This is a genomic window from Pseudomonas sp. SMN5, assembly GCF_052041925.1.
Lineage (GTDB): Bacteria > Pseudomonadota > Gammaproteobacteria > Pseudomonadales > Pseudomonadaceae > Aquipseudomonas.
Genome location: NZ_JBKGGX010000007.1, coordinates 171909 through 188672, shown reverse-complemented (window position 1 = coordinate 188672; position 16764 = coordinate 171909). Strand labels below are relative to the sequence as shown.

Below are 16764 nucleotides of genomic sequence, written 5' to 3'. Positions count from 1 at the left end.
TCGCGAGCAGGCTCGCTCCCACAGGGGTCACCGTTGAGCTTTCTAATCGTCGCTAATGGTGATGTTGGGCATCGCCGGAGCGGCGGCTTCCTGCAACACGATCCGTGCGCCGACGTGGCGGGCCAGTTCCTGGTAGACCATGGCGATCTGGCTGTCGGGTTCGGAAATCACCGTTGGCTTGCCGCCGTCGGCCTGTTCGCGGATCAGCATCGACAGCGGCAACGACGCCAGCAGTTCGACACCGTATTGGGTCGCCAGTTTTTCCCCGCCGCCTTCACCGAACAGATGCTCGGCATGCCCACAGTTCGAGCAGATGTGCACAGCCATGTTTTCCACCACGCCCAGCACCGGGATGTTTACCTTGCGGAACATCTCCACGCCTTTGCGTGCGTCCAGCAGGGCCAGGTCTTGCGGTGTCGTGACAATCACCGCGCCGGCCACCGGGACTTTCTGTGCCAGGGTCAACTGGATATCGCCAGTGCCCGGCGGCATGTCGATCACCAGGTAATCGAGGTCGCTCCAGGCAGTCTGCGTCACCAGTTGCAGCAAGGCGCCGGAGACCATTGGCCCACGCCAGACCATCGGCGTGTTGTCATCGGTCAGGAACGCCATGGACATGACTTCCACGCCGTGGGACTGGAGCGGCACGAACCACTTCTGGTCCTTGACCTGCGGCCGGGTGCCTTCGGCAATGCCGAACATGATGCCCTGGCTGGGCCCGTAGATGTCGGCGTCGAGGATCCCGACCTTCGCTCCCTCGCGGGCCAGGGCCAGCGCGAGGTTGGCGGCCGTCGTGGACTTGCCCACTCCGCCCTTGCCCGAGGCCACGGCGATGACGTTCTTGACGTTCGCCAGGCCCGGCACCTGCGCCTGGGCCTTGTGAGCGGCGATCACAGTGCTGATCTCGACTTTGGCGGCCGTCACGCCGTCCAGGGACTCGATCGCCAGTTGCAGCATCTGCGCCCAGCCGCTCTTGAACAGTCCGGCGGCATAGCCGATTTCCAGCTGGACGCTGACGCGGTCGCCCTGGATGTCGATGGCGCGCACGCATCCGGCGCTGACCGGATCCTGGTTCAGGTAGGGGTCGGTGTACTGGCGAAGGACGGCTTCCACCGCTGCGCGATTGACGGCGCTCATGGGCAACTCCGATAGCAAGACTGGAAAAACAAGGTCGCTATCCTACGCCGCGCATGCCTTTGTGGCGAGGGAGCTTGCTCCCGCTCGGCTGCGAAGCAGTCGCCATCAGGCAGTAAAGGAAATCAGGGATTGACTGTTTGGGGCGGCTTGGCCACCCAGCGGGAGCAAGCTCCCTCGCCACAGAAGCCCTGCCAGCATTCGGAAACAGGCTCACAGGGTGAAAAAAAGCCGCCGGCGCTTTATAGTGGCCGACCTCCGTTTCATCAAGTAGCCGAGCCCCATGTCCGAGCCACGCAAGATCCTCGTCACCAGCGCCCTGCCCTATGCCAATGGTTCGATTCACCTCGGCCATATGCTGGAATACATCCAGACCGATATGTGGACGCGCTTCCAGAAACATTGCGGCAACCAGTGCATCTATGTCTGCGCCGACGACGCCCACGGTTCGGCCATCATGCTGCGCGCGGAAAAAGAAGGCATCACCCCGGAACAACTGATCGCCAACGTCCAGGCCGAACACAGCGCCGACTTTGCCGACTTCCTGGTGGACTTCGACAACTTCCACTCCACTCACGCCGAAGAAAACCGTGAGCTGTCGAGCCAGATCTACCTGAAGCTGCGTGATGCCGGGCATATCGCTACCCGTTCGATCACCCAGTATTTCGACCCGGAAAAGAAGATGTTCCTGGCCGACCGCTTCATCAAGGGCACCTGCCCGAAGTGCGGGACCGAGGACCAGTACGGCGACAACTGCGAAAAGTGCGGCGCCACCTACGCCCCCACCGACCTGAAAGACCCGAAATCGGCGATTTCCGGGGCGACCCCGGTGCTCAAGGACTCCCAGCACTTCTTCTTCAAGCTGCCGGATTTCCAGCAGATGCTGCAAACCTGGACCCGCAGCGGCACATTGCACGACGCCGTGGCCAACAAGCTCGCCGAATGGCTCGATTCCGGCCTGCAAGAGTGGGACATTTCCCGCGATGCGCCGTACTTCGGCTTCGAGATTCCTGGCGAACCCGGCAAGTATTTCTACGTGTGGCTGGATGCGCCGATCGGCTACATGGCCAGCTTCAAGAACCTCTGCAACCGCACGCCGGAGCTGGACTTCGACGCGTTCTGGGGCAAGGACTCCACCGCCGAGGTCTATCACTTCATCGGCAAGGACATCGTCAACTTCCACGCGCTGTTCTGGCCCGCCATGCTCGAAGGCGCCGGCTTCCGCAAGCCGACCGGCATCAACGTCCATGGCTACCTGACGGTCAATGGCCAGAAGATGTCCAAGTCCCGTGGCACCTTCATCAAGGCCCGGACGTACCTGGACCATCTGTCGCCGGAATACCTGCGCTACTACTACGCGGCCAAGCTCGGCCGTGGCGTCGATGACCTGGACCTGAACCTCGAGGACTTCGTGCAGAAGGTCAATTCCGACCTGGTGGGCAAGGTCGTCAACATCGCCAGCCGCTGCGCCGGCTTCATCCACAAGGGCAACGCCGGCGTGCTGGTGGCCGGCAATGCCGCCCCTGAACTGACAGAGGCGTTCCTGGCTGCGGCCCCGAGCATCGCCGAAGCCTATGAAGGCCGCGACTTTGCCCGTGCCATGCGCGAGATCATGGCCCTGGCCGACCGCGCCAACGCCTGGATTGCCGACAAGGCGCCCTGGTCGCTGAACAAACAGGAAGGCAAGCATGATGAAGTCCAGGCGATTTGTGCCCTGGGCGTGAACCTGTTCCGCCAACTGGTGATTTTCCTCAAACCGGTGCTGCCGCTGCTGGCCGCCGACGCCGAGGCGTTCCTCAACGTCGCGCCGCTGACCTGGAACGATCACCAGACGCTGCTGAGCAACCATCAACTGAACGAGTTCAAACCGTTGATGACCCGCATCGACGCAGCCAAGGTCCAGGCCATGATCGACGCGTCCAAGGAAGACCTGGCCGCCAGCCAGACCGGCACCGGCGCTACCACCGGCAACGGTGAGCTGGTCAAGGATCCGCTCTCTCCGCAAATCGACTTCGACGCCTTTGCCGCCATTGACCTGCGCGTGGCGCTGATCGTCAAGGCCGAGGCCGTCGAGGGCGCCGACAAGCTGCTGCGTCTGACCCTGGACATCGGCGATGAGCGACGCAACGTGTTCTCCGGCATCAAGAGCGCCTATCCAGACCCGTCCAAGCTCGATGGCCGCCTGACCATGATGATCGCCAACCTCAAGCCACGGAAAATGAAGTTCGGCATATCCGAAGGCATGGTGATGGCGGCAGGCCCCGGTGGCGAGGAGATCTACCTGCTGAGCCCCGACAGCGGCGCCAAGCCGGGTCAGCGGATCAAGTAACGCGACTCGCGCTGCACCGATCCCACAGTCGCCTCGGCGGCTGTGGGATTTTCATATCTGGCCCACGGTTCTCACGTGCCGGATAATGCCTAATCTTGTAACAGGCCATTTACCAGCCACACGCCATGACCGAAATCCTCCTGACAGTGTTCAGCGCAGCCCTGATCAACAACCTGGTGTTGCACTGGCCGCTGGGCGTCGATCCGCTGCTGGCATCCAGGGGACGCGGACAAATCCACGCCCTGGGCGTGGCGACAACCGGCCTGATGCTGACTGTCGGCACCCTGGGTTACCTGATCGATCATTGGCTCCTGGCCCCGCTGGAACTCACGTCCCTACGCCTGCTGGCTTGGCTGCCCTTGAGCGTGCTGCTGATCGGCCCGCTGCTGCGCCTGCTGGCCCGGTGGCTGCCAGGGCTGCCGTTCGATGGGTTGTGGCCGCTATTGCTGGGAAACGCAGGGATACTGGGCGTCGCGCTGCTCAGCAGCCAGGATGACCAGGGCCTGGGCCACGCCCTGGCGCTGAGCCTGGGGGGCGGACTGGGTTTCTGGCTGGTTTCGAGCCTGTTCGATGATCTGCGCCAACGCACGTTCAATAACGACATCCCCCTACCCTTTCAGGGCCTGCCGATTCAACTGATCAGCGCCGGCCTGATGGCCGTGGCATTTCTGGGTTTACGCGGGCTGGTCAAAACATGAGTCTGATTCAACGTATTGATGCCCTGCTGCCGCAGACACAATGTGGCAAGTGCGGCCATCCGGGGTGCAAGCCCTACGCCGAAGGCATTGCCCAAGGCGAGCCAATCAACAAATGTCCGCCCGGTGGACGCGAGACCATCGAGGCCCTGGCTAGCCTGATGAAGGTGCCGGTGCTGGAGCTGGACACCAGCCGCGGCTCAGCCCCGGCGCAGATCGCCTTCATCCGCGAGGCGGAGTGCATCGGCTGCACCAAGTGCATCCAGGCCTGCCCGGTGGACGCGATTGTCGGCGCGGCCAAGCTGATGCACACCGTGCTGATCGATGAATGCACCGGCTGCGACCTTTGCGTGGCGCCCTGCCCGGTCGATTGCATTGAAATGCGCCCATTGCCAACGGCGACGGTGGTGCCGATTGTTGGCGGCCTGGCCGCCAGCGCCGAGCAGCATCAGGCGCGTGCGGCCAAGCGCGACCATGCCCGTTGGCGCTTCGAACAACGCAACGCACGGCTGCGTCGCGAAGAGGAGCAGCGTCAAGCCGAACGCCTGGCCCGCGTCCAGCGCGCCGCCCAGCCGCAAGCGCAAACGCTTGACCCGATACAGGCCGCACTGGAGCGCGTACGTGCGCAAAAGGCCGCCACCGCCGATGCAGCCTTGAAAAAAGCCAAGGTCGACCTGGCGATGAGCCGGGCGCAACTGAACAAATCCTTGAAAGCCTTCGGCCATCCTCCAACCTTTGAGCAGCAGTCGCAGTTGATCGTGCTGCAACGCCAGTACGAAGCAGCGGAACAGGCATTGGCGCAGTTGGAAAGCACCCCGCAACCGGCCCCGACGCCCAAGCCTGCATCTACGCAAGGCGCCGAACTGAAACGGGCGAAGATTCAATTGGCGATGCGCCGCGCCGAGCTGAGCAAGGCCCGGAGCGCAGCTGTAGCGCAGGAACATTTGCAGGCTCTGGAGCAAGCGGTGAAAGACGCCGAACGCCTGGTGGACGAGCATGCCGCTCCCTGAACCCGTGGACGAGCGACTGCGCCAGGCGATGAACCGCGTGATACTGGCGACGCTCCCCGGCGTGCTGGCCTCGCTGTGGTTTTACGGTTGGGGCGTGGCGCTCAATCTGCTGCTATGTAGCGTCACGGCGCTGACGGTAGAGGCACTGGTGTCGCGCTTGCGCGGTCGGCCCTTGTTCCCCGGCCTGAACGACGGCAGTGCGTGGGTCAGCGCCACACTGCTGGCCCTGGCGCTGCCCGCATACTGCCCGTGGTGGCTGAGCGTCACGGCCACCGCCAGCGCCCTGTTGTTCGGCAAACATCTTTGGGGCGGTGTCGGCACCAACCCGTTCAACCCGGCCATGCTCGGCTACGCCTTGGTGCTGGTGGCGTTTCCTGCGCAGATGAGCCAATGGCCGCCCGCCCATGGCATGGGCTTGGTGGAAGGTATGCAACAGGTGCTCGGCGATCATCCGGCCCCCGACGCCTGGGCCGGGGCGACTGCGCTGGACAGCCTGCGAACCGACACTAGCCTGACCATCGACGAATTGTTCGCCCAGCATCCGGCGTTCGGGCGTTTCGGCGGCCGAGGCATCGAATGGATCAATCTGGCGTTTCTGCTCGGTGGCCTGTTTCTGCTGCAACAACGGGTATTCACCTGGCACGCACCGGTGGGAATGCTGGCCAGCCTGCTCGTTGTCAGCCTGCTGTGCTGGAACGGCTCGGGTTCCGACTCCCATGGCTCGCCGCTGTTTCATCTGTTCACGGGCGCCACCATGCTCGGCGCATTTTTCATCGTCACTGAACCGGTCTCCGGCGCCAGATTGCCACTGGCTCGCCTGTTGTTTGGCGTCGGCGTGGGGCTGTTGGTCTACCTGATACGCACCTGGGGTGGCTACCCCGACGGCGTGGCGTTTGCAGTGTTGTTGATGAACCTCGGTGTGCCAGCGCTGGAGCGGCTGGCCGAGGCGCGGCAAGGGCGACAGCCGGCATGAAGAATCCCGTTGGCGTGGCCATTCTGATGCTGTTGGTTGGCCTGGGGATCGGGGGTACTTACCTCACGCACCTCGGCACCGCCGGCCGCATCGAGGCCCAGCGCCAAGCTATCGCGGACAAGACCCTGCTTGAAGTGCTACCGGCTGAGCGCTATGACAATCAGCCGTTGGCGCAACCGGTCCTGGCGGCGCCAGTGGTCCTGGCTCATAGCACCCTGCTGGATGGTTACCTCGCGACTCGCAATAACCTGCCCAGTGCGGTGCTGCTGCGCAGCGAGACGCTGGGCTACGAAGGGCGCATTGAATTGCTGGTCGCCATTGACCTGCAGGGACGGTTGCTCGGGGTGAAAACCCTGCGCCAGACAGAAACCCCCGGGCTGGGCGCAGCGATTGCCGGCTGGCCGAACGCCTGGTTGCAAACCTTCACCGGTCACTCGCGCAAGGCGCCTGACGACAGCGGCTGGGCCCTGAAAAAAGACCAGGGGCAGTTCGATCAACTGGCAGGCGCGACGGTGACCTCAAGGGCCGTCCTGCAAGCTGTGCACGATGCGCTACGTTACTTTGACGAACATAAGACTCAACTGACCGCAGGGACGACGGATGAATAGGGTATTGTGGCCGACCCGTGGCCTGCTGGTCGTCGCGCTGGTAGGCGCAAGCGATTCGCTGGCCGGCGCGTTGGGGTTGTGGTTGGCCTGGGCCTTGGTCATCCTCGGTCATGGCCTTGCGATGAGGCTTGTTCGGCCCCGTCTGACCACCGGCCAATGTCTGCTCGCCAGCGTTGTGGTGGCTGCCACCCTTAGCGCTTGCACGGGCCTGGCCGTGCAGGCCTGGGCGCTGGAGCTGTATCGGTCGCCTGACGTTTATATGGGCTGGATAGCCCTGAGCTGTGTGGCACTGGAACAGCAAGGGTTCTTTGTTGAATCCCGTTGGCCTGGACAACTCAGGCTGGCCGGTCTGTTCGGCCTGTCGCTGCTCGGTCTAGGCGCCTTGCGCGAGTTGATCGCAGGCGGCCTGGCGCTGACCCTGCTCGCTCCCGCAGGTTTTATCCTGCTTGGCCTGCTGCTGGCGGCCTGGCAAGCCTGGACTATCGCCCACCCCTCTTCATCCACCGAGGAAACGCCGCGCTCATGAACGCTGCAAAACGCCTGGAAATATTTCGTCGCTTCCACGAGGACAACCCGGAACCGAAAACCGAACTGGCCTACTCCTCACCGTTCGAGCTGCTGATAGCCGTGATTCTGTCGGCGCAGTCCACTGACGTCGGCGTCAACAAGGCCACGGCCAAGCTGTTCCCGGTGGCCAATACGCCGGAGGCGATCTACGCCCTGGGCGTGGAGGGCCTTTCCGAGTACATCAAGACCATCGGGCTGTTCAACAGCAAGGCCAAGAACGTCATCGAAACCTGTCGACTGCTGATCGAGCGCCACGGCGCAGAGGTCCCGCAGACCCGCGAAGCGCTGGAAGCGTTACCGGGTGTCGGGCGCAAAACGGCTAACGTCGTGCTCAATACCGCGTTCCGGCAGTTGACCATGGCGGTCGACACCCACATTTTCCGCGTCAGCAACCGTACCGGGTTGGCTCCCGGCAAAAATGTGGTGGAAGTCGAGCACAAACTCATGAAATTCGTCCCCAGGCAGTTTCTCCTGGACTCCCACCATTGGCTCATTCTCCATGGGCGCTACGTCTGCCTGGCGCGCAAGCCTCGCTGCGGCAGTTGCCGGATCGAGGATTTGTGCGAATACAAGCACAAGACGTCCGACGATTGACACACTATTGACTCTACTAATCCGTCGATTGAAAAAATCTTTTTTACCCGCCCGTGGTTTATCGATATAAGGAGCGCCAATGGCAGTCTTAGCCTGGAGTCGAACCCATGAGTGCTGGCAAAGAACAACTGGATGTAGAAGACGAATTCATCGCCGTTGAAACCGACGACGTGGAACCGGTGGTGGTAGAAGTGGCGAAGACCAATCTGAGCAAGCGCCGCACCATCGATAACCTGCTGGAAGAGCGCCGTTTGCAGAAGCAGTTGGCCGATTACGACTTTGATCTCTGACACATAAAAGCCTCCTGATGGAGGCTTTTTAATGCGTAAGCGTGACCGGAGAATCACACTAACCCATTGCGCTGCGCCAGCTCGATCAGATCGACCAACGACCGGGCATTGAGTTTCAACAACAGACGTGTCTTGTAAGTACTGACGGTCTTGTTGCTTAGAAACATTCCATCGGCGATTTCCTTGTTGGTCCTCCCCCGCGCCAACTGTTGCAGGACCATCATTTCTCGCCCTGACAAGCGATCCACCATATCCGATTCGCTGGCGTTACCCAGGCTGGAACGCACCGTATGCAGTGCCTGGTTGGGAAAATAACTGTAACCGGACAGTACCGCCTTTATTGCACTCAGCAATTCTGTCAGATCCTGTTGCTTGCACACATACCCGGCCGCCCCCGTTTGCATGCAACGCATTGAAAAGTGGCCCGGTGACTGAGACGTCAGCACCAACACCTTCATTGATGTAGGAATAGAAGTCAGACGGGCAATCACCTCCAACCCGTCGAGCTTGGGAATACCAATATCCAGGATGACGATATCAGGGGAAAGTTCACGAGCGAATTGCAACGCATCAACGCCATTATCGGTTTCGGCTACAACTTCGTAACCATGCCGCTCCATCAGCAAACGTACAGCAAGACGAATGACGGGGTGATCATCCACGATCAGCACTTTATTCATGGGCAAATCCAACTTCGCTGTTCGAATTTTTAGAGCACGCACAATAGCCTAGTCAATTCAACCTTGGCATGCTGCCCCCCCCTGACCGCTCGCACCGAGAGACGAAACCTACAAGCTATACAGAAAATTCCTACGAATTTCCCCAGAAAATATGTGTCATGAATTTGTTTATCGTGGGAAGCCGACCTTTCCTCATCCTCCGCAAAGGGGTCAATCGTATGCTCCAGCATCCCCATGCCTCGGTCAGGCAGACCAGGAAAACCATTGCGCTCATAATGAGTAACTCATTATTGGCAGATGGCACCGTGCACCCGCTTCTTCCCGGATCAAAATTCATATAAAACAACTACAAGCCCGGTAAAACATTTGAAGCCTGTTGCACCCTGCTTATCACCCTCCACTTTCACACACCCACGACACCAAACTTTCCAATTCAATCAGAGCACGAATATTTTATGAGCCTTCACCATGAGCAAAACTTCCAGCACCATCACCAACCCCATGACCCTCATCGCCATATTTGCAACTTTATCCGAAACTTCGGCGGCGGTTTCGCTGCCCTTCCTGGATGATCAGGATCGCGAATGCTATGTCTGGTTCCTGATCAGTTTCCCCTTTTATCTGTTGCTGCTTTTCTTCATTACGCTCAACTTCAATCATCGTTCGTTGTATTCACCCTCGGATTTTCGCAAGAGCAAACATTTCATAAAAAGCATGAACGGATCGACGCTCCGGCGTAAACGCATATTGCGCCGGACAAATCAGGTCAAGGAAAATCCAGAAGCTTACGAGCGATGCCGATGCAGGCTTCGACCGACCGTTTGCATACTGTGCAGCCGATGCGAAACCGGTCGAACAAAACGTTCACGGCAGGTTCCGGGGCATGCCCATGTCACCGTCTACATCATTTACCACAGCACAGACTCTGCAGCCGCCGGACAGGACGAATGAGCGACAGGGAAAAGGTTCGCCCCCCCAAAAAAACGGCCTGCTCATGGCAGGCCGTTTTTTCAAGCGTAAGGGTCAGAACAGCTTGCGACCCTTGTTCGCCGCGATGCGCATGCGCAGGGCGTTGAGCTTGATAAACCCGGCCGCGTCGGCCTGGTTGTAGGCACCGCCGTCTTCTTCGAAGGTCGCGATGTTGGCATCGAACAGCGAGTCATCGGACTTGCGCCCGGTCACGATCACGTTGCCTTTGTACAGCTTCAGGCGCACGACACCGTTCACGTTGACCTGGGAAGCGTCGATCATCTGTTGCAGCATCAGACGCTCCGGGCTCCACCAGTAACCGGTGTAGATCAGGCTGGCGTACTTGGGCATCAGCTCGTCCTTGAGGTGAGCCACTTCGCGGTCAAGAGTGATGGATTCGATCGCCCGGTGAGCGCGCAGCATGATGGTGCCGCCAGGGGTTTCGTAGCAACCACGGGACTTCATGCCGACGTAGCGGTTTTCGACGATGTCCAGGCGGCCGATGCCATGCTCGCCACCGATGCGGTTCAAGGTCGCCAGCACGGTGGCCGGGCTCATTTCCACGCCGTCCAGGGCGACGATATCGCCGTTGCGATAGGTCAGTTCCAGGTATTGCGGGGTATCGGGGGCCTTCTCCGGGGAGACGGTCCAGCGCCACATGTCTTCTTCGTGCTCGGTCCAGGTGTCTTCCAGCACGCCGCCCTCATAAGAGATGTGCAGCAGGTTGGCGTCCATCGAGTACGGGGATTTCTTCTTGCCGTGACGCTCGATCGGGATTGCGTGCTTCTCGGCGTAGTCCATCAGTTTTTCACGGGACAGCAAGTCCCATTCACGCCATGGCGCGATGACCTTCACCCCGGGCTTGAGAGCATAGGCGCCCAGCTCGAAACGCACCTGGTCGTTACCCTTGCCGGTGGCACCGTGGGAAATGGCGTCGGCGCCGGTTTCGTTGGCGATTTCGATCAGGCGTTTGGCAATCAACGGACGGGCGATGGAAGTACCCAGCAGGTACTCGCCTTCGTAGACGGTGTTGGCGCGGAACATCGGGAACACGAAGTCGCGGACGAACTCTTCGCGCAGGTCATCGATGTAGATCTCTTTGACGCCCATGGCCTGAGCCTTGGCGCGTGCAGGCTCGACTTCTTCGCCTTGCCCCAGGTCAGCGGTGAAAGTCACCACTTCGCAGTTATAAGTGTCCTGCAGCCACTTGAGGATCACCGAAGTGTCCAGGCCGCCGGAATACGCCAGAACGACCTTGTTTACGTCCGCCATGCCATCACTCCACGGGTTCTACGGAAAGCCGTGAAGTCTAACGTCCAGCGCGGATAATTTACAGAGGCGCGACAGCTTATGACGACGAAGCGACAGATTATGTCGAGAGCGCGACGATTAAAAACCGCTCAGGAGGTACGCGCCGTCGCGGCGGCAGGCGTCGCGGCAGGTGCCTTGGCTGGCGCGGCAGCCGGTGCCGGGACCTTGGCCGGAGCCGCAGGCGGCGCGGCTTGAGGCGCGGGAGCTGGGAGCTGTGCAGCGGGCGCCGGGACTTGCGTCACAGGCACGCGCGACAAGTGCACGACGACACGACGGTTCTTGGCCCGGTTGGCCGCGCTGGTATTGGGCACCAAGGGATAACGTTCGCCATGGAAGCGCACGGTAATCTGCGACTCCTGGAAACCGTTGGCCTTGAAAAACTCTTGCACCGCCAGGGCCCGACGGCGCGACAGCTCACGGTTGGTCAGGCGGTTGCCGCTGTTGTCGGAATGACCGTCCAGCTCTACATGGTTGACGCTCGGGTCGGCCTTGATGAAGTCGAGCATGACTTGCAACTGCGCCTTGGCCCGGGCATCGAGTTCGACTTCTTCGCCCGGGAAGCCGATCTGGGTTTCTTTCACCTGCTCAAAGTTCTTTGGCAACAACTTCGCCACGCAACCTTGATAGTCATTGAAGGCCTTGTTGAACCGCACGGGCAGCAGACGGACTTCCGAGACCCGCCCATCTTCAGTATTGCGCCGCACCACCGGGCTGCGACCTTCCATCAGGCCGCTGATCAACCGGCCCGCCTGGATCTGGGAACTGTTGAACAGCACGTCGCCGCTGCCGATCCTGACCGAGCCCAGATTGATGTCGCCCCGCCCCGGCTGCCAGGGCGCGGCCGCTGCCAGCAACGTGGCCGACCCGCCACCGAGCATCGGGTTATAGGCCTTGAGGCGGAATGTGGCCTGTTCGCCCGCCCGACGCACGAATTCGCCGCTGCCGAAATCGGTGATCGGCTGACTCAACCGGCATTCGAACTTGTCACCTTCGACCGTCCACTCAATGTTCTCCAGACGGGTCTGGAAAGTGAGCGCCATCGCGGGAAGGCTGGCAAACACACTGAGCAAGGCTAGATAACGCTGGCGCACGGGCGGCTCCACTGGCTTTTGTACAAAGGTCGACACACGCTTGGGGGTATGACGCCGCTCCCGACACTGCACGGATTGGTGGCACACCTGTAGGAGCTATCGGTCGCTTGGGCAAGAACTTGATAGCGGGTGCCTGAATCGGTCTTTTCCGGTAGCATTCCCCAGAGTTTGACCCGCCTGGAAGCCCCCCATGTCCGACCGCCTGACCCTGCTGCGTCCCGACGACTGGCATATTCATCTTCGCGATGGTGCTGTGTTGACCCATACCGTCGCCGATGTCGCGCGCACCTTCGGGCGCGCGATCATCATGCCTAACCTGGTTCCGCCGGTGCGCAATGCCGCCGAGGCCGATGGCTATCGCCAGCGCATCCTCGCCGCGCGCCCGGCCGGCAGCCGCTTCGAGCCGCTGATGGTGCTGTACCTCACCGACCGCACCCAGCCCGAAGAGATCCGCGACGCCAAGGCCAGCGGCTTTGTCCACGCCGCCAAGCTGTACCCCGCCGGCGCGACCACCAACTCCGATTCCGGTGTCACCAGCATCGACAAAATCTTCCCGGCGCTGGAAGCCATGGCCGAAGTCGGAATGCCGTTGTTGATTCACGGTGAGGTGACCCGCGGCGACGTGGATGTCTTCGACCGCGAGAAAATTTTCATCGACGAGCACATGCGCCGCGTCGTGGAGCGCTTCCCGACCCTCAATGTGGTGTTCGAACACATCACCACCGGCGATGCCGTGCAGTTCGTCAACGAGGCCCCGGCCAACGTCGGCGCGACCATCACCGCGCATCACCTGCTATACAACCGCAACCACATGCTGGTCGGCGGAATCCGCCCGCACTTCTATTGCCTGCCGATCCTCAAGCGCAACACCCATCAGGAAGCCTTGCTCGACGCCGCCACGAGCGGCAGCGCCAAGTTTTTCCTCGGCACGGACTCGGCGCCCCACGCCCGCCACGCCAAGGAAGCGGCCTGTGGCTGCGCCGGCTGCTACACCGCCTATGCCGCCATCGAGATGTACGCCGAGGCATTCGAGCAGCGCAACGCACTGGACAAGCTCGAAGGCTTCGCCAGCCTGCACGGCCCGCGCTTCTATGGCCTGCCGGTGAACACCGACCGTATTACCCTGGTCCGCGACGAATGGACCGCCCCCGTCAGCCTGCCATTCGGCGAGCAGACCGTCATCCCGCTGCGCGCCGGTGAAAAACTGCGCTGGCGCCTGCTGGAGGAAAACGCGTGAGTGAAGATCATTTCGACGATGAACTGGACGGCAATGGTGGTTCGGGCGGTGCCCGTCACCCGATGGCGGCCCGTTTCCGCGGCTACCTGCCCGTTGTCGTCGATGTAGAGACCGGCGGGTTCAACTCCGCTACCGATGCCCTGCTGGAAATCGCCGCCACTACTATCGGCATGGACGAAAAAGGCTTCGTGTTCCCTGACCACACCTATTTCTTCCGCGTCGAGCCCTTCGAGGGCGCCAACGTCGAAGCGGCGGCCCTGGAGTTCACCGGGATCAAGCTTGACCATCCGCTGCGCATGGCGGTCAGCGAAGAGACAGCCCTGACCGACATCTTCCGGGGCGTGCGCAAGGCGCTGAAGGCCAACGGTTGCAAGCGGGCGATCCTGGTCGGCCACAACAGCAGCTTCGACCTGGGTTTCCTCAACGCTGCCGTCGCGCGCCTGGACATGAAGCGTAACCCGTTTCACCCATTCTCCAGCTTCGACACGGCCACCCTCGCCGGCCTGGCGTACGGCCAGACCGTACTGGCAAAGGCTTGCCAGGCCGCCGACATCGATTTCGATGGCCGCGAGGCGCACTCGGCCCGCTACGACACCGAGAAGACCGCCGAGTTGTTCTGCGGGATCGTCAATCGCTGGAAGGAAATGGGCGGCTGGCAGGATTTCGACGACTGAGGCGTTGCCGGCGCGAGCTTCTGCTCTGTGTGGCGAGGGAGCTTGCTCCCGCTTGAGTGCGCAGCGCTCACAATATCTTGGGGCGGCTACGCCACCCAGCGGGAGCAAGCTCCCTCGCCACAGGTCAGCGCCCGGCTTCAGACCCCATAAAAAAACCGGCCCATCGAGGGCCGGTTTTTTTCATGCCTTGTGCGCTTACAGCTTGTCGCCGTGCTCGCCCAGGTAAGCGGCAACGCCTTCAGGCGATGCGGTCATGCCCTTGTCGCCTTTTTTCCAGTTGGCCGGGCAGACTTCGCCGTGCTCTTCGTGGAATTGCAGCGCGTCGACCAGACGGATCAGCTCTTCCATGTTACGGCCCAGCGGCAGGTCGTTGACGATCTGCGAACGGACCACGCCTTTGTCGTCGATCAGGAACGCGCCACGGAACGCCACGCCGCCTTCGGACTCGACGTCGTAGGCTTTGGCGATCTCGTGCTTCATGTCGGCAGCCATGGTGTATTTCACCTGACCGATACCGCCGTTGTTGATCGGGGTGTTGCGCCAGGCGTTGTGGGTGAAGTGCGAGTCGATCGAGACAGCGATCACTTCGACGTTGCGCGCCTTGAAGTCGTCCATGCGGTGATCCAGTGCGATCAGCTCGGACGGGCAGACGAAGGTGAAGTCCAGCGGGTAGAAAAACACCAGGCCGTATTTGCCTTTGATGGCCGAGGACAGGGTGAAGCTGTCGACGATTTCACCGTTGCCGAGGACGGCTGGAACGGTGAAGTCAGGGGCTTGTTTGCCTACGAGTACGCTCATTGGATATCTCCTGGTGTAGTAACGTGAAAACAAGGTCCGGGCCAGCCTGCCACCCTGAGGCGACAGCCCTGTGACACGAACCCGCTTCGCAAGGACCGACCATCATACACCGCGCATTTGGGGTGTCCTCAACGGTTTTTGGGCATTATCGAAAAATCGCCAGAGTGCCAGCAAAAACCGTTCGTCAGGCCGGCGCGGCTCTAGCCCAAGCCTCGCGGAAACCACTTTGACAATCATTCTCGTTAACATTAAGATCCGTCTCACTTGAGCCACAACCAGCGACGGTTCTCACTTATGTATGTTTGCCTCTGCACTGGCGTTACCGACGGACAGATCCGCGAAGCGATCTATGAAGGTTGCTGCAGCTACCGCGAAGTCCGCCAGGCCACCGGCGTAGCCAGCCAATGCGGCAAATGCGCGTGCCTGGCCAAGGAAGTGGTTCGCGAAACCCTCGCCAAGGTACAGACGGCACAGGCAGCGATCCCCTACCCAGTGGAATTTACCGCCGCGTAAAAACAGCTTTTCAAGGAACCGGACTCAATGTCCGGTTTTTTTATGCCCGCAAATCAAATAGTTAGCAGCAAGACGCGGAACACAAACATTCTTATTCCGATTAATTTTCATTTATTATTCAATAACTTAGGTTTGACACTCGGAAATACGCAGCTCAAACTCTGCCCCATACACAGCTATTACAGGGCAGGCCTCATCATGAAAGGCGACATTACAGTCATCCAGCATCTCAACAAGATCCTTGCCAATGAGCTGGTCGCGATCAATCAATACTTCCTGCATGCGCGCATGTACGAGGATTGGGGCCTGAACAAGCTGGGCAAGCACGAGTACCACGAATCCATCGACGAGATGAAGCACGCGGATAAGCTGATCAAGCGCATCCTGTTTCTCGAAGGCCTGCCGAACGTCCAGGACCTGGGCAAGCTGCACATCGGCGAACATACCCGGGAAATGCTCGAGTGCGACCTGCGTATCGAACGCACCGGCCACGCCGACCTGAAAGCCGCCATCGCCCATTGCGAAAGCGTTGGCGACTTTGGTAGCCGCGAACTGCTGGAAGATATTCTCGAGTCCGAGGAAGAACACATCGACTGGCTGGAAACCCAACTGGGCCTGATCGACAAAGTGGGTCTTGAGAACTACCTGCAATCGCAGATGGGCGAAGAATAACTTTCCGCGCACCAGTCAATAAAAAGCCCCGCCCTCTTAATGAAAGGCGGGGCTTTTTATGACTGGATTTCAAGGACAGTGAAACCCACTGTGGGAGCGAGCCTGCTCGCGATAGCGGAGCGTCAGTCAATGCAATGATGACTGATACACCGCTATCGCGAGCAGGCTCGCTCCCACAATTGTCCGTGGTTGATCAGGCCTCGGTCTTGGCCGCTTTGGCCACAGCTTCCTTGATCGTGGTTTGCAGCGAACCGTCAGCTGCCATCTCGGTCATGATGTCGCTACCACCGACCAGCTCACCCGCTACCCACAATTGCGGGAAGGTTGGCCAGTTGGCGTACTTAGGCAGGTTGGCGCGGATTTCCGGGTTCTGCAGGATGTCCACGTAGGCAAACTTCTCACCACACGCCATCACCGCCTGGGCAGCCTTGGCCGAGAAACCGCACTGTGGCGCATTCGGCGAGCCTTTCATGTAGAGCAGGACAGTGTTGTTGGCAATCTGGTCTTTAATGGTTTCGATGATATCCACGGAGCACCTCGGCTTAAACTTCGCGACTCAAATCGTCGACACGGTGGCGCATTGTAACGGAAAGCCGAGCGCCCTGCTCGGTCTCCTCCA

General features: G+C 60.5%; 19 protein-coding genes. 13 read left to right on the top strand and 6 right to left on the bottom strand.

Going from position 1 to position 16764, the window contains the following annotated elements; genetic code table 11:
- Positions 1-42: 42 nt before the first annotated feature.
- The gene (gene apbC, locus ACLEJR_RS09650; protein WP_440795083.1) at positions 43-1137 is read right to left on the bottom strand and encodes an iron-sulfur cluster carrier protein ApbC; all 1095 of its coding nucleotides are present in this window, start codon (positions 1135-1137) and stop codon (positions 43-45) included.
- Between the two features lie 280 nt (positions 1138-1417).
- Between apbC and metG the strand changes: the two genes are divergently transcribed.
- The 8 genes from metG (at position 1418) to ACLEJR_RS09610 (ending at position 8200) form a co-directional block, all read left to right on the top strand.
- On the top strand, positions 1418-3463 hold the full coding sequence (gene metG / locus ACLEJR_RS09645; RefSeq protein ID WP_440813532.1) for a methionine--tRNA ligase: 2046 nt from the start codon (positions 1418-1420) through the stop codon (positions 3461-3463).
- Positions 3464-3588: 125 nt separating this feature from the next.
- Positions 3589-4161, top strand: coding sequence for an Rnf-Nqr domain containing protein (locus ACLEJR_RS09640; RefSeq protein ID WP_440813529.1), 573 nt, complete (start codon positions 3589-3591; stop codon positions 4159-4161).
- Positions 4158-5168: an electron transport complex subunit RsxB gene (gene rsxB / locus ACLEJR_RS09635; protein ID WP_440813525.1), complete on the top strand. Its 1011-nt coding sequence runs from the start codon at positions 4158-4160 to the stop codon at positions 5166-5168. Before ACLEJR_RS09640 ends, rsxB begins: the two co-directional genes overlap by 4 nt.
- Positions 5155-6141 carry an RnfABCDGE type electron transport complex subunit D gene (locus ACLEJR_RS09630; protein ID WP_440813523.1) on the top strand — a complete coding sequence of 329 codons (987 nt, stop codon included), beginning with the start codon at positions 5155-5157 and terminating at the stop codon, positions 6139-6141. The genes rsxB and ACLEJR_RS09630 overlap by 14 nt, the downstream gene beginning before the upstream one ends.
- Positions 6138-6749, top strand: coding sequence for an RnfABCDGE type electron transport complex subunit G (locus ACLEJR_RS09625; protein WP_440813520.1), 612 nt, complete (start codon positions 6138-6140; stop codon positions 6747-6749). The genes ACLEJR_RS09630 and ACLEJR_RS09625 overlap by 4 nt, the downstream gene beginning before the upstream one ends.
- Positions 6742-7275 (top strand): Rnf-Nqr domain containing protein, encoded by a 534-nt coding sequence (locus ACLEJR_RS09620; RefSeq protein WP_440813519.1) that lies wholly within the window; start codon positions 6742-6744, stop codon positions 7273-7275. The genes ACLEJR_RS09625 and ACLEJR_RS09620 overlap by 8 nt, the downstream gene beginning before the upstream one ends.
- Positions 7272-7910 carry an endonuclease III gene (nth, locus tag ACLEJR_RS09615; RefSeq protein ID WP_440795094.1) on the top strand — a complete coding sequence of 213 codons (639 nt, stop codon included), beginning with the start codon at positions 7272-7274 and terminating at the stop codon, positions 7908-7910. The genes ACLEJR_RS09620 and nth overlap by 4 nt, the downstream gene beginning before the upstream one ends.
- Before the next feature lie 107 nt (positions 7911-8017).
- Positions 8018-8200, top strand: a complete 183-nt coding sequence (locus ACLEJR_RS09610; protein ID WP_245139442.1) for a PA3496 family putative envelope integrity protein — start codon at positions 8018-8020, stop codon at positions 8198-8200.
- 53 nt (positions 8201-8253) lie between these two features.
- On the opposite strand, the gene ACLEJR_RS09605 is transcribed toward ACLEJR_RS09610, so the two are convergent.
- Entirely contained in the window at positions 8254-8880 is a 627-nt protein-coding gene (locus ACLEJR_RS09605) for a response regulator (protein WP_440795097.1), read from the bottom strand.
- Positions 8881-9348: 468 nt separating this feature from the next.
- Between ACLEJR_RS09605 and ACLEJR_RS09600 the strand changes: the two genes are divergently transcribed.
- Entirely contained in the window at positions 9349-9831 is a 483-nt protein-coding gene (locus ACLEJR_RS09600) for a hypothetical protein (protein ID WP_440795099.1), read from the top strand.
- Between the two features lie 72 nt (positions 9832-9903).
- On the opposite strand, the gene ACLEJR_RS09595 is transcribed toward ACLEJR_RS09600, so the two are convergent.
- Together ACLEJR_RS09595 and ACLEJR_RS09590 are read right to left on the bottom strand one after the other, a co-directional pair.
- Entirely contained in the window at positions 9904-11121 is a 1218-nt protein-coding gene (locus ACLEJR_RS09595; protein ID WP_024779511.1) for an argininosuccinate synthase, read from the bottom strand.
- A 128-nt stretch (positions 11122-11249) separates the two neighbouring features.
- On the bottom strand, positions 11250-12251 hold the full coding sequence (locus ACLEJR_RS09590; RefSeq protein ID WP_440813516.1) for a flagellar protein MotY: 1002 nt from the start codon (positions 12249-12251) through the stop codon (positions 11250-11252).
- Positions 12252-12441: 190 nt separating this feature from the next.
- On the opposite strand from ACLEJR_RS09590, the gene pyrC reads away from it, so the two are divergent.
- Together pyrC and rnt are read left to right on the top strand one after the other, a co-directional pair.
- Positions 12442-13488, top strand: a complete 1047-nt coding sequence (gene pyrC, locus ACLEJR_RS09585; protein WP_440813513.1) for a dihydroorotase — start codon at positions 12442-12444, stop codon at positions 13486-13488.
- Positions 13485-14162 carry a ribonuclease T gene (gene rnt, locus ACLEJR_RS09580; RefSeq protein WP_003204947.1) on the top strand — a complete coding sequence of 226 codons (678 nt, stop codon included), beginning with the start codon at positions 13485-13487 and terminating at the stop codon, positions 14160-14162. The genes pyrC and rnt overlap by 4 nt, the downstream gene beginning before the upstream one ends.
- Positions 14163-14357: 195 nt before the next feature.
- Here rnt and ACLEJR_RS09575 read toward each other — a convergent pair whose 3' ends face one another.
- Positions 14358-14960 carry a peroxiredoxin gene (locus tag ACLEJR_RS09575; RefSeq protein ID WP_092201553.1) on the bottom strand — a complete coding sequence of 201 codons (603 nt, stop codon included), beginning with the start codon at positions 14958-14960 and terminating at the stop codon, positions 14358-14360.
- A 294-nt stretch (positions 14961-15254) separates the two neighbouring features.
- Between ACLEJR_RS09575 and ACLEJR_RS09570 the strand changes: the two genes are divergently transcribed.
- Together ACLEJR_RS09570 and bfr are read left to right on the top strand one after the other, a co-directional pair.
- Entirely contained in the window at positions 15255-15473 is a 219-nt protein-coding gene (locus tag ACLEJR_RS09570; protein WP_042729348.1) for a bacterioferritin-associated ferredoxin, read from the top strand.
- 198 nt (positions 15474-15671) lie between these two features.
- Positions 15672-16145: a bacterioferritin gene (bfr, locus tag ACLEJR_RS09565; protein ID WP_003178701.1), complete on the top strand. Its 474-nt coding sequence runs from the start codon at positions 15672-15674 to the stop codon at positions 16143-16145.
- 193 nt (positions 16146-16338) lie between these two features.
- Here the strand turns inward: bfr and grxD are convergent, their stop codons facing one another.
- Positions 16339-16674: a Grx4 family monothiol glutaredoxin gene (grxD, locus tag ACLEJR_RS09560; protein ID WP_440813510.1), complete on the bottom strand. Its 336-nt coding sequence runs from the start codon at positions 16672-16674 to the stop codon at positions 16339-16341.
- Positions 16675-16764: the final 90 nt, after the last annotated feature.

Excerpts from the sequence above, each read along its gene's own strand:
- apbC (WP_440795083.1), bottom strand. The coding sequence starts at position 1,137 with ATGAGCGCCGTCAATCGCGCAGCGGTGGAAGCCGTCCTTCGCCAGTAC.
- metG (WP_440813532.1), top strand. The coding sequence starts at position 1,418 with ATGTCCGAGCCACGCAAGATCCTCGTCACCAGCGCCCTGCCCTATGCC.
- ACLEJR_RS09640 (WP_440813529.1), top strand. The coding sequence starts at position 3,589 with ATGACCGAAATCCTCCTGACAGTGTTCAGCGCAGCCCTGATCAACAAC.
- rsxB (WP_440813525.1), top strand. The coding sequence starts at position 4,158 with ATGAGTCTGATTCAACGTATTGATGCCCTGCTGCCGCAGACACAATGT.
- ACLEJR_RS09630 (WP_440813523.1), top strand. The coding sequence starts at position 5,155 with ATGCCGCTCCCTGAACCCGTGGACGAGCGACTGCGCCAGGCGATGAAC.
- ACLEJR_RS09625 (WP_440813520.1), top strand. The coding sequence starts at position 6,138 with ATGAAGAATCCCGTTGGCGTGGCCATTCTGATGCTGTTGGTTGGCCTG.
- ACLEJR_RS09620 (WP_440813519.1), top strand. The coding sequence starts at position 6,742 with ATGAATAGGGTATTGTGGCCGACCCGTGGCCTGCTGGTCGTCGCGCTG.
- nth (WP_440795094.1), top strand. The coding sequence starts at position 7,272 with ATGAACGCTGCAAAACGCCTGGAAATATTTCGTCGCTTCCACGAGGAC.
- ACLEJR_RS09610 (WP_245139442.1), top strand. The coding sequence starts at position 8,018 with ATGAGTGCTGGCAAAGAACAACTGGATGTAGAAGACGAATTCATCGCC.
- ACLEJR_RS09605 (WP_440795097.1), bottom strand. The coding sequence starts at position 8,880 with ATGAATAAAGTGCTGATCGTGGATGATCACCCCGTCATTCGTCTTGCT.
- ACLEJR_RS09600 (WP_440795099.1), top strand. The coding sequence starts at position 9,349 with ATGAGCAAAACTTCCAGCACCATCACCAACCCCATGACCCTCATCGCC.
- ACLEJR_RS09595 (WP_024779511.1), bottom strand. The coding sequence starts at position 11,121 with ATGGCGGACGTAAACAAGGTCGTTCTGGCGTATTCCGGCGGCCTGGAC.
- pyrC (WP_440813513.1), top strand. The coding sequence starts at position 12,442 with ATGTCCGACCGCCTGACCCTGCTGCGTCCCGACGACTGGCATATTCAT.
- ACLEJR_RS09575 (WP_092201553.1), bottom strand. The coding sequence starts at position 14,960 with ATGAGCGTACTCGTAGGCAAACAAGCCCCTGACTTCACCGTTCCAGCC.
- ACLEJR_RS09570 (WP_042729348.1), top strand. The coding sequence starts at position 15,255 with ATGTATGTTTGCCTCTGCACTGGCGTTACCGACGGACAGATCCGCGAA.
- bfr (WP_003178701.1), top strand. The coding sequence starts at position 15,672 with ATGAAAGGCGACATTACAGTCATCCAGCATCTCAACAAGATCCTTGCC.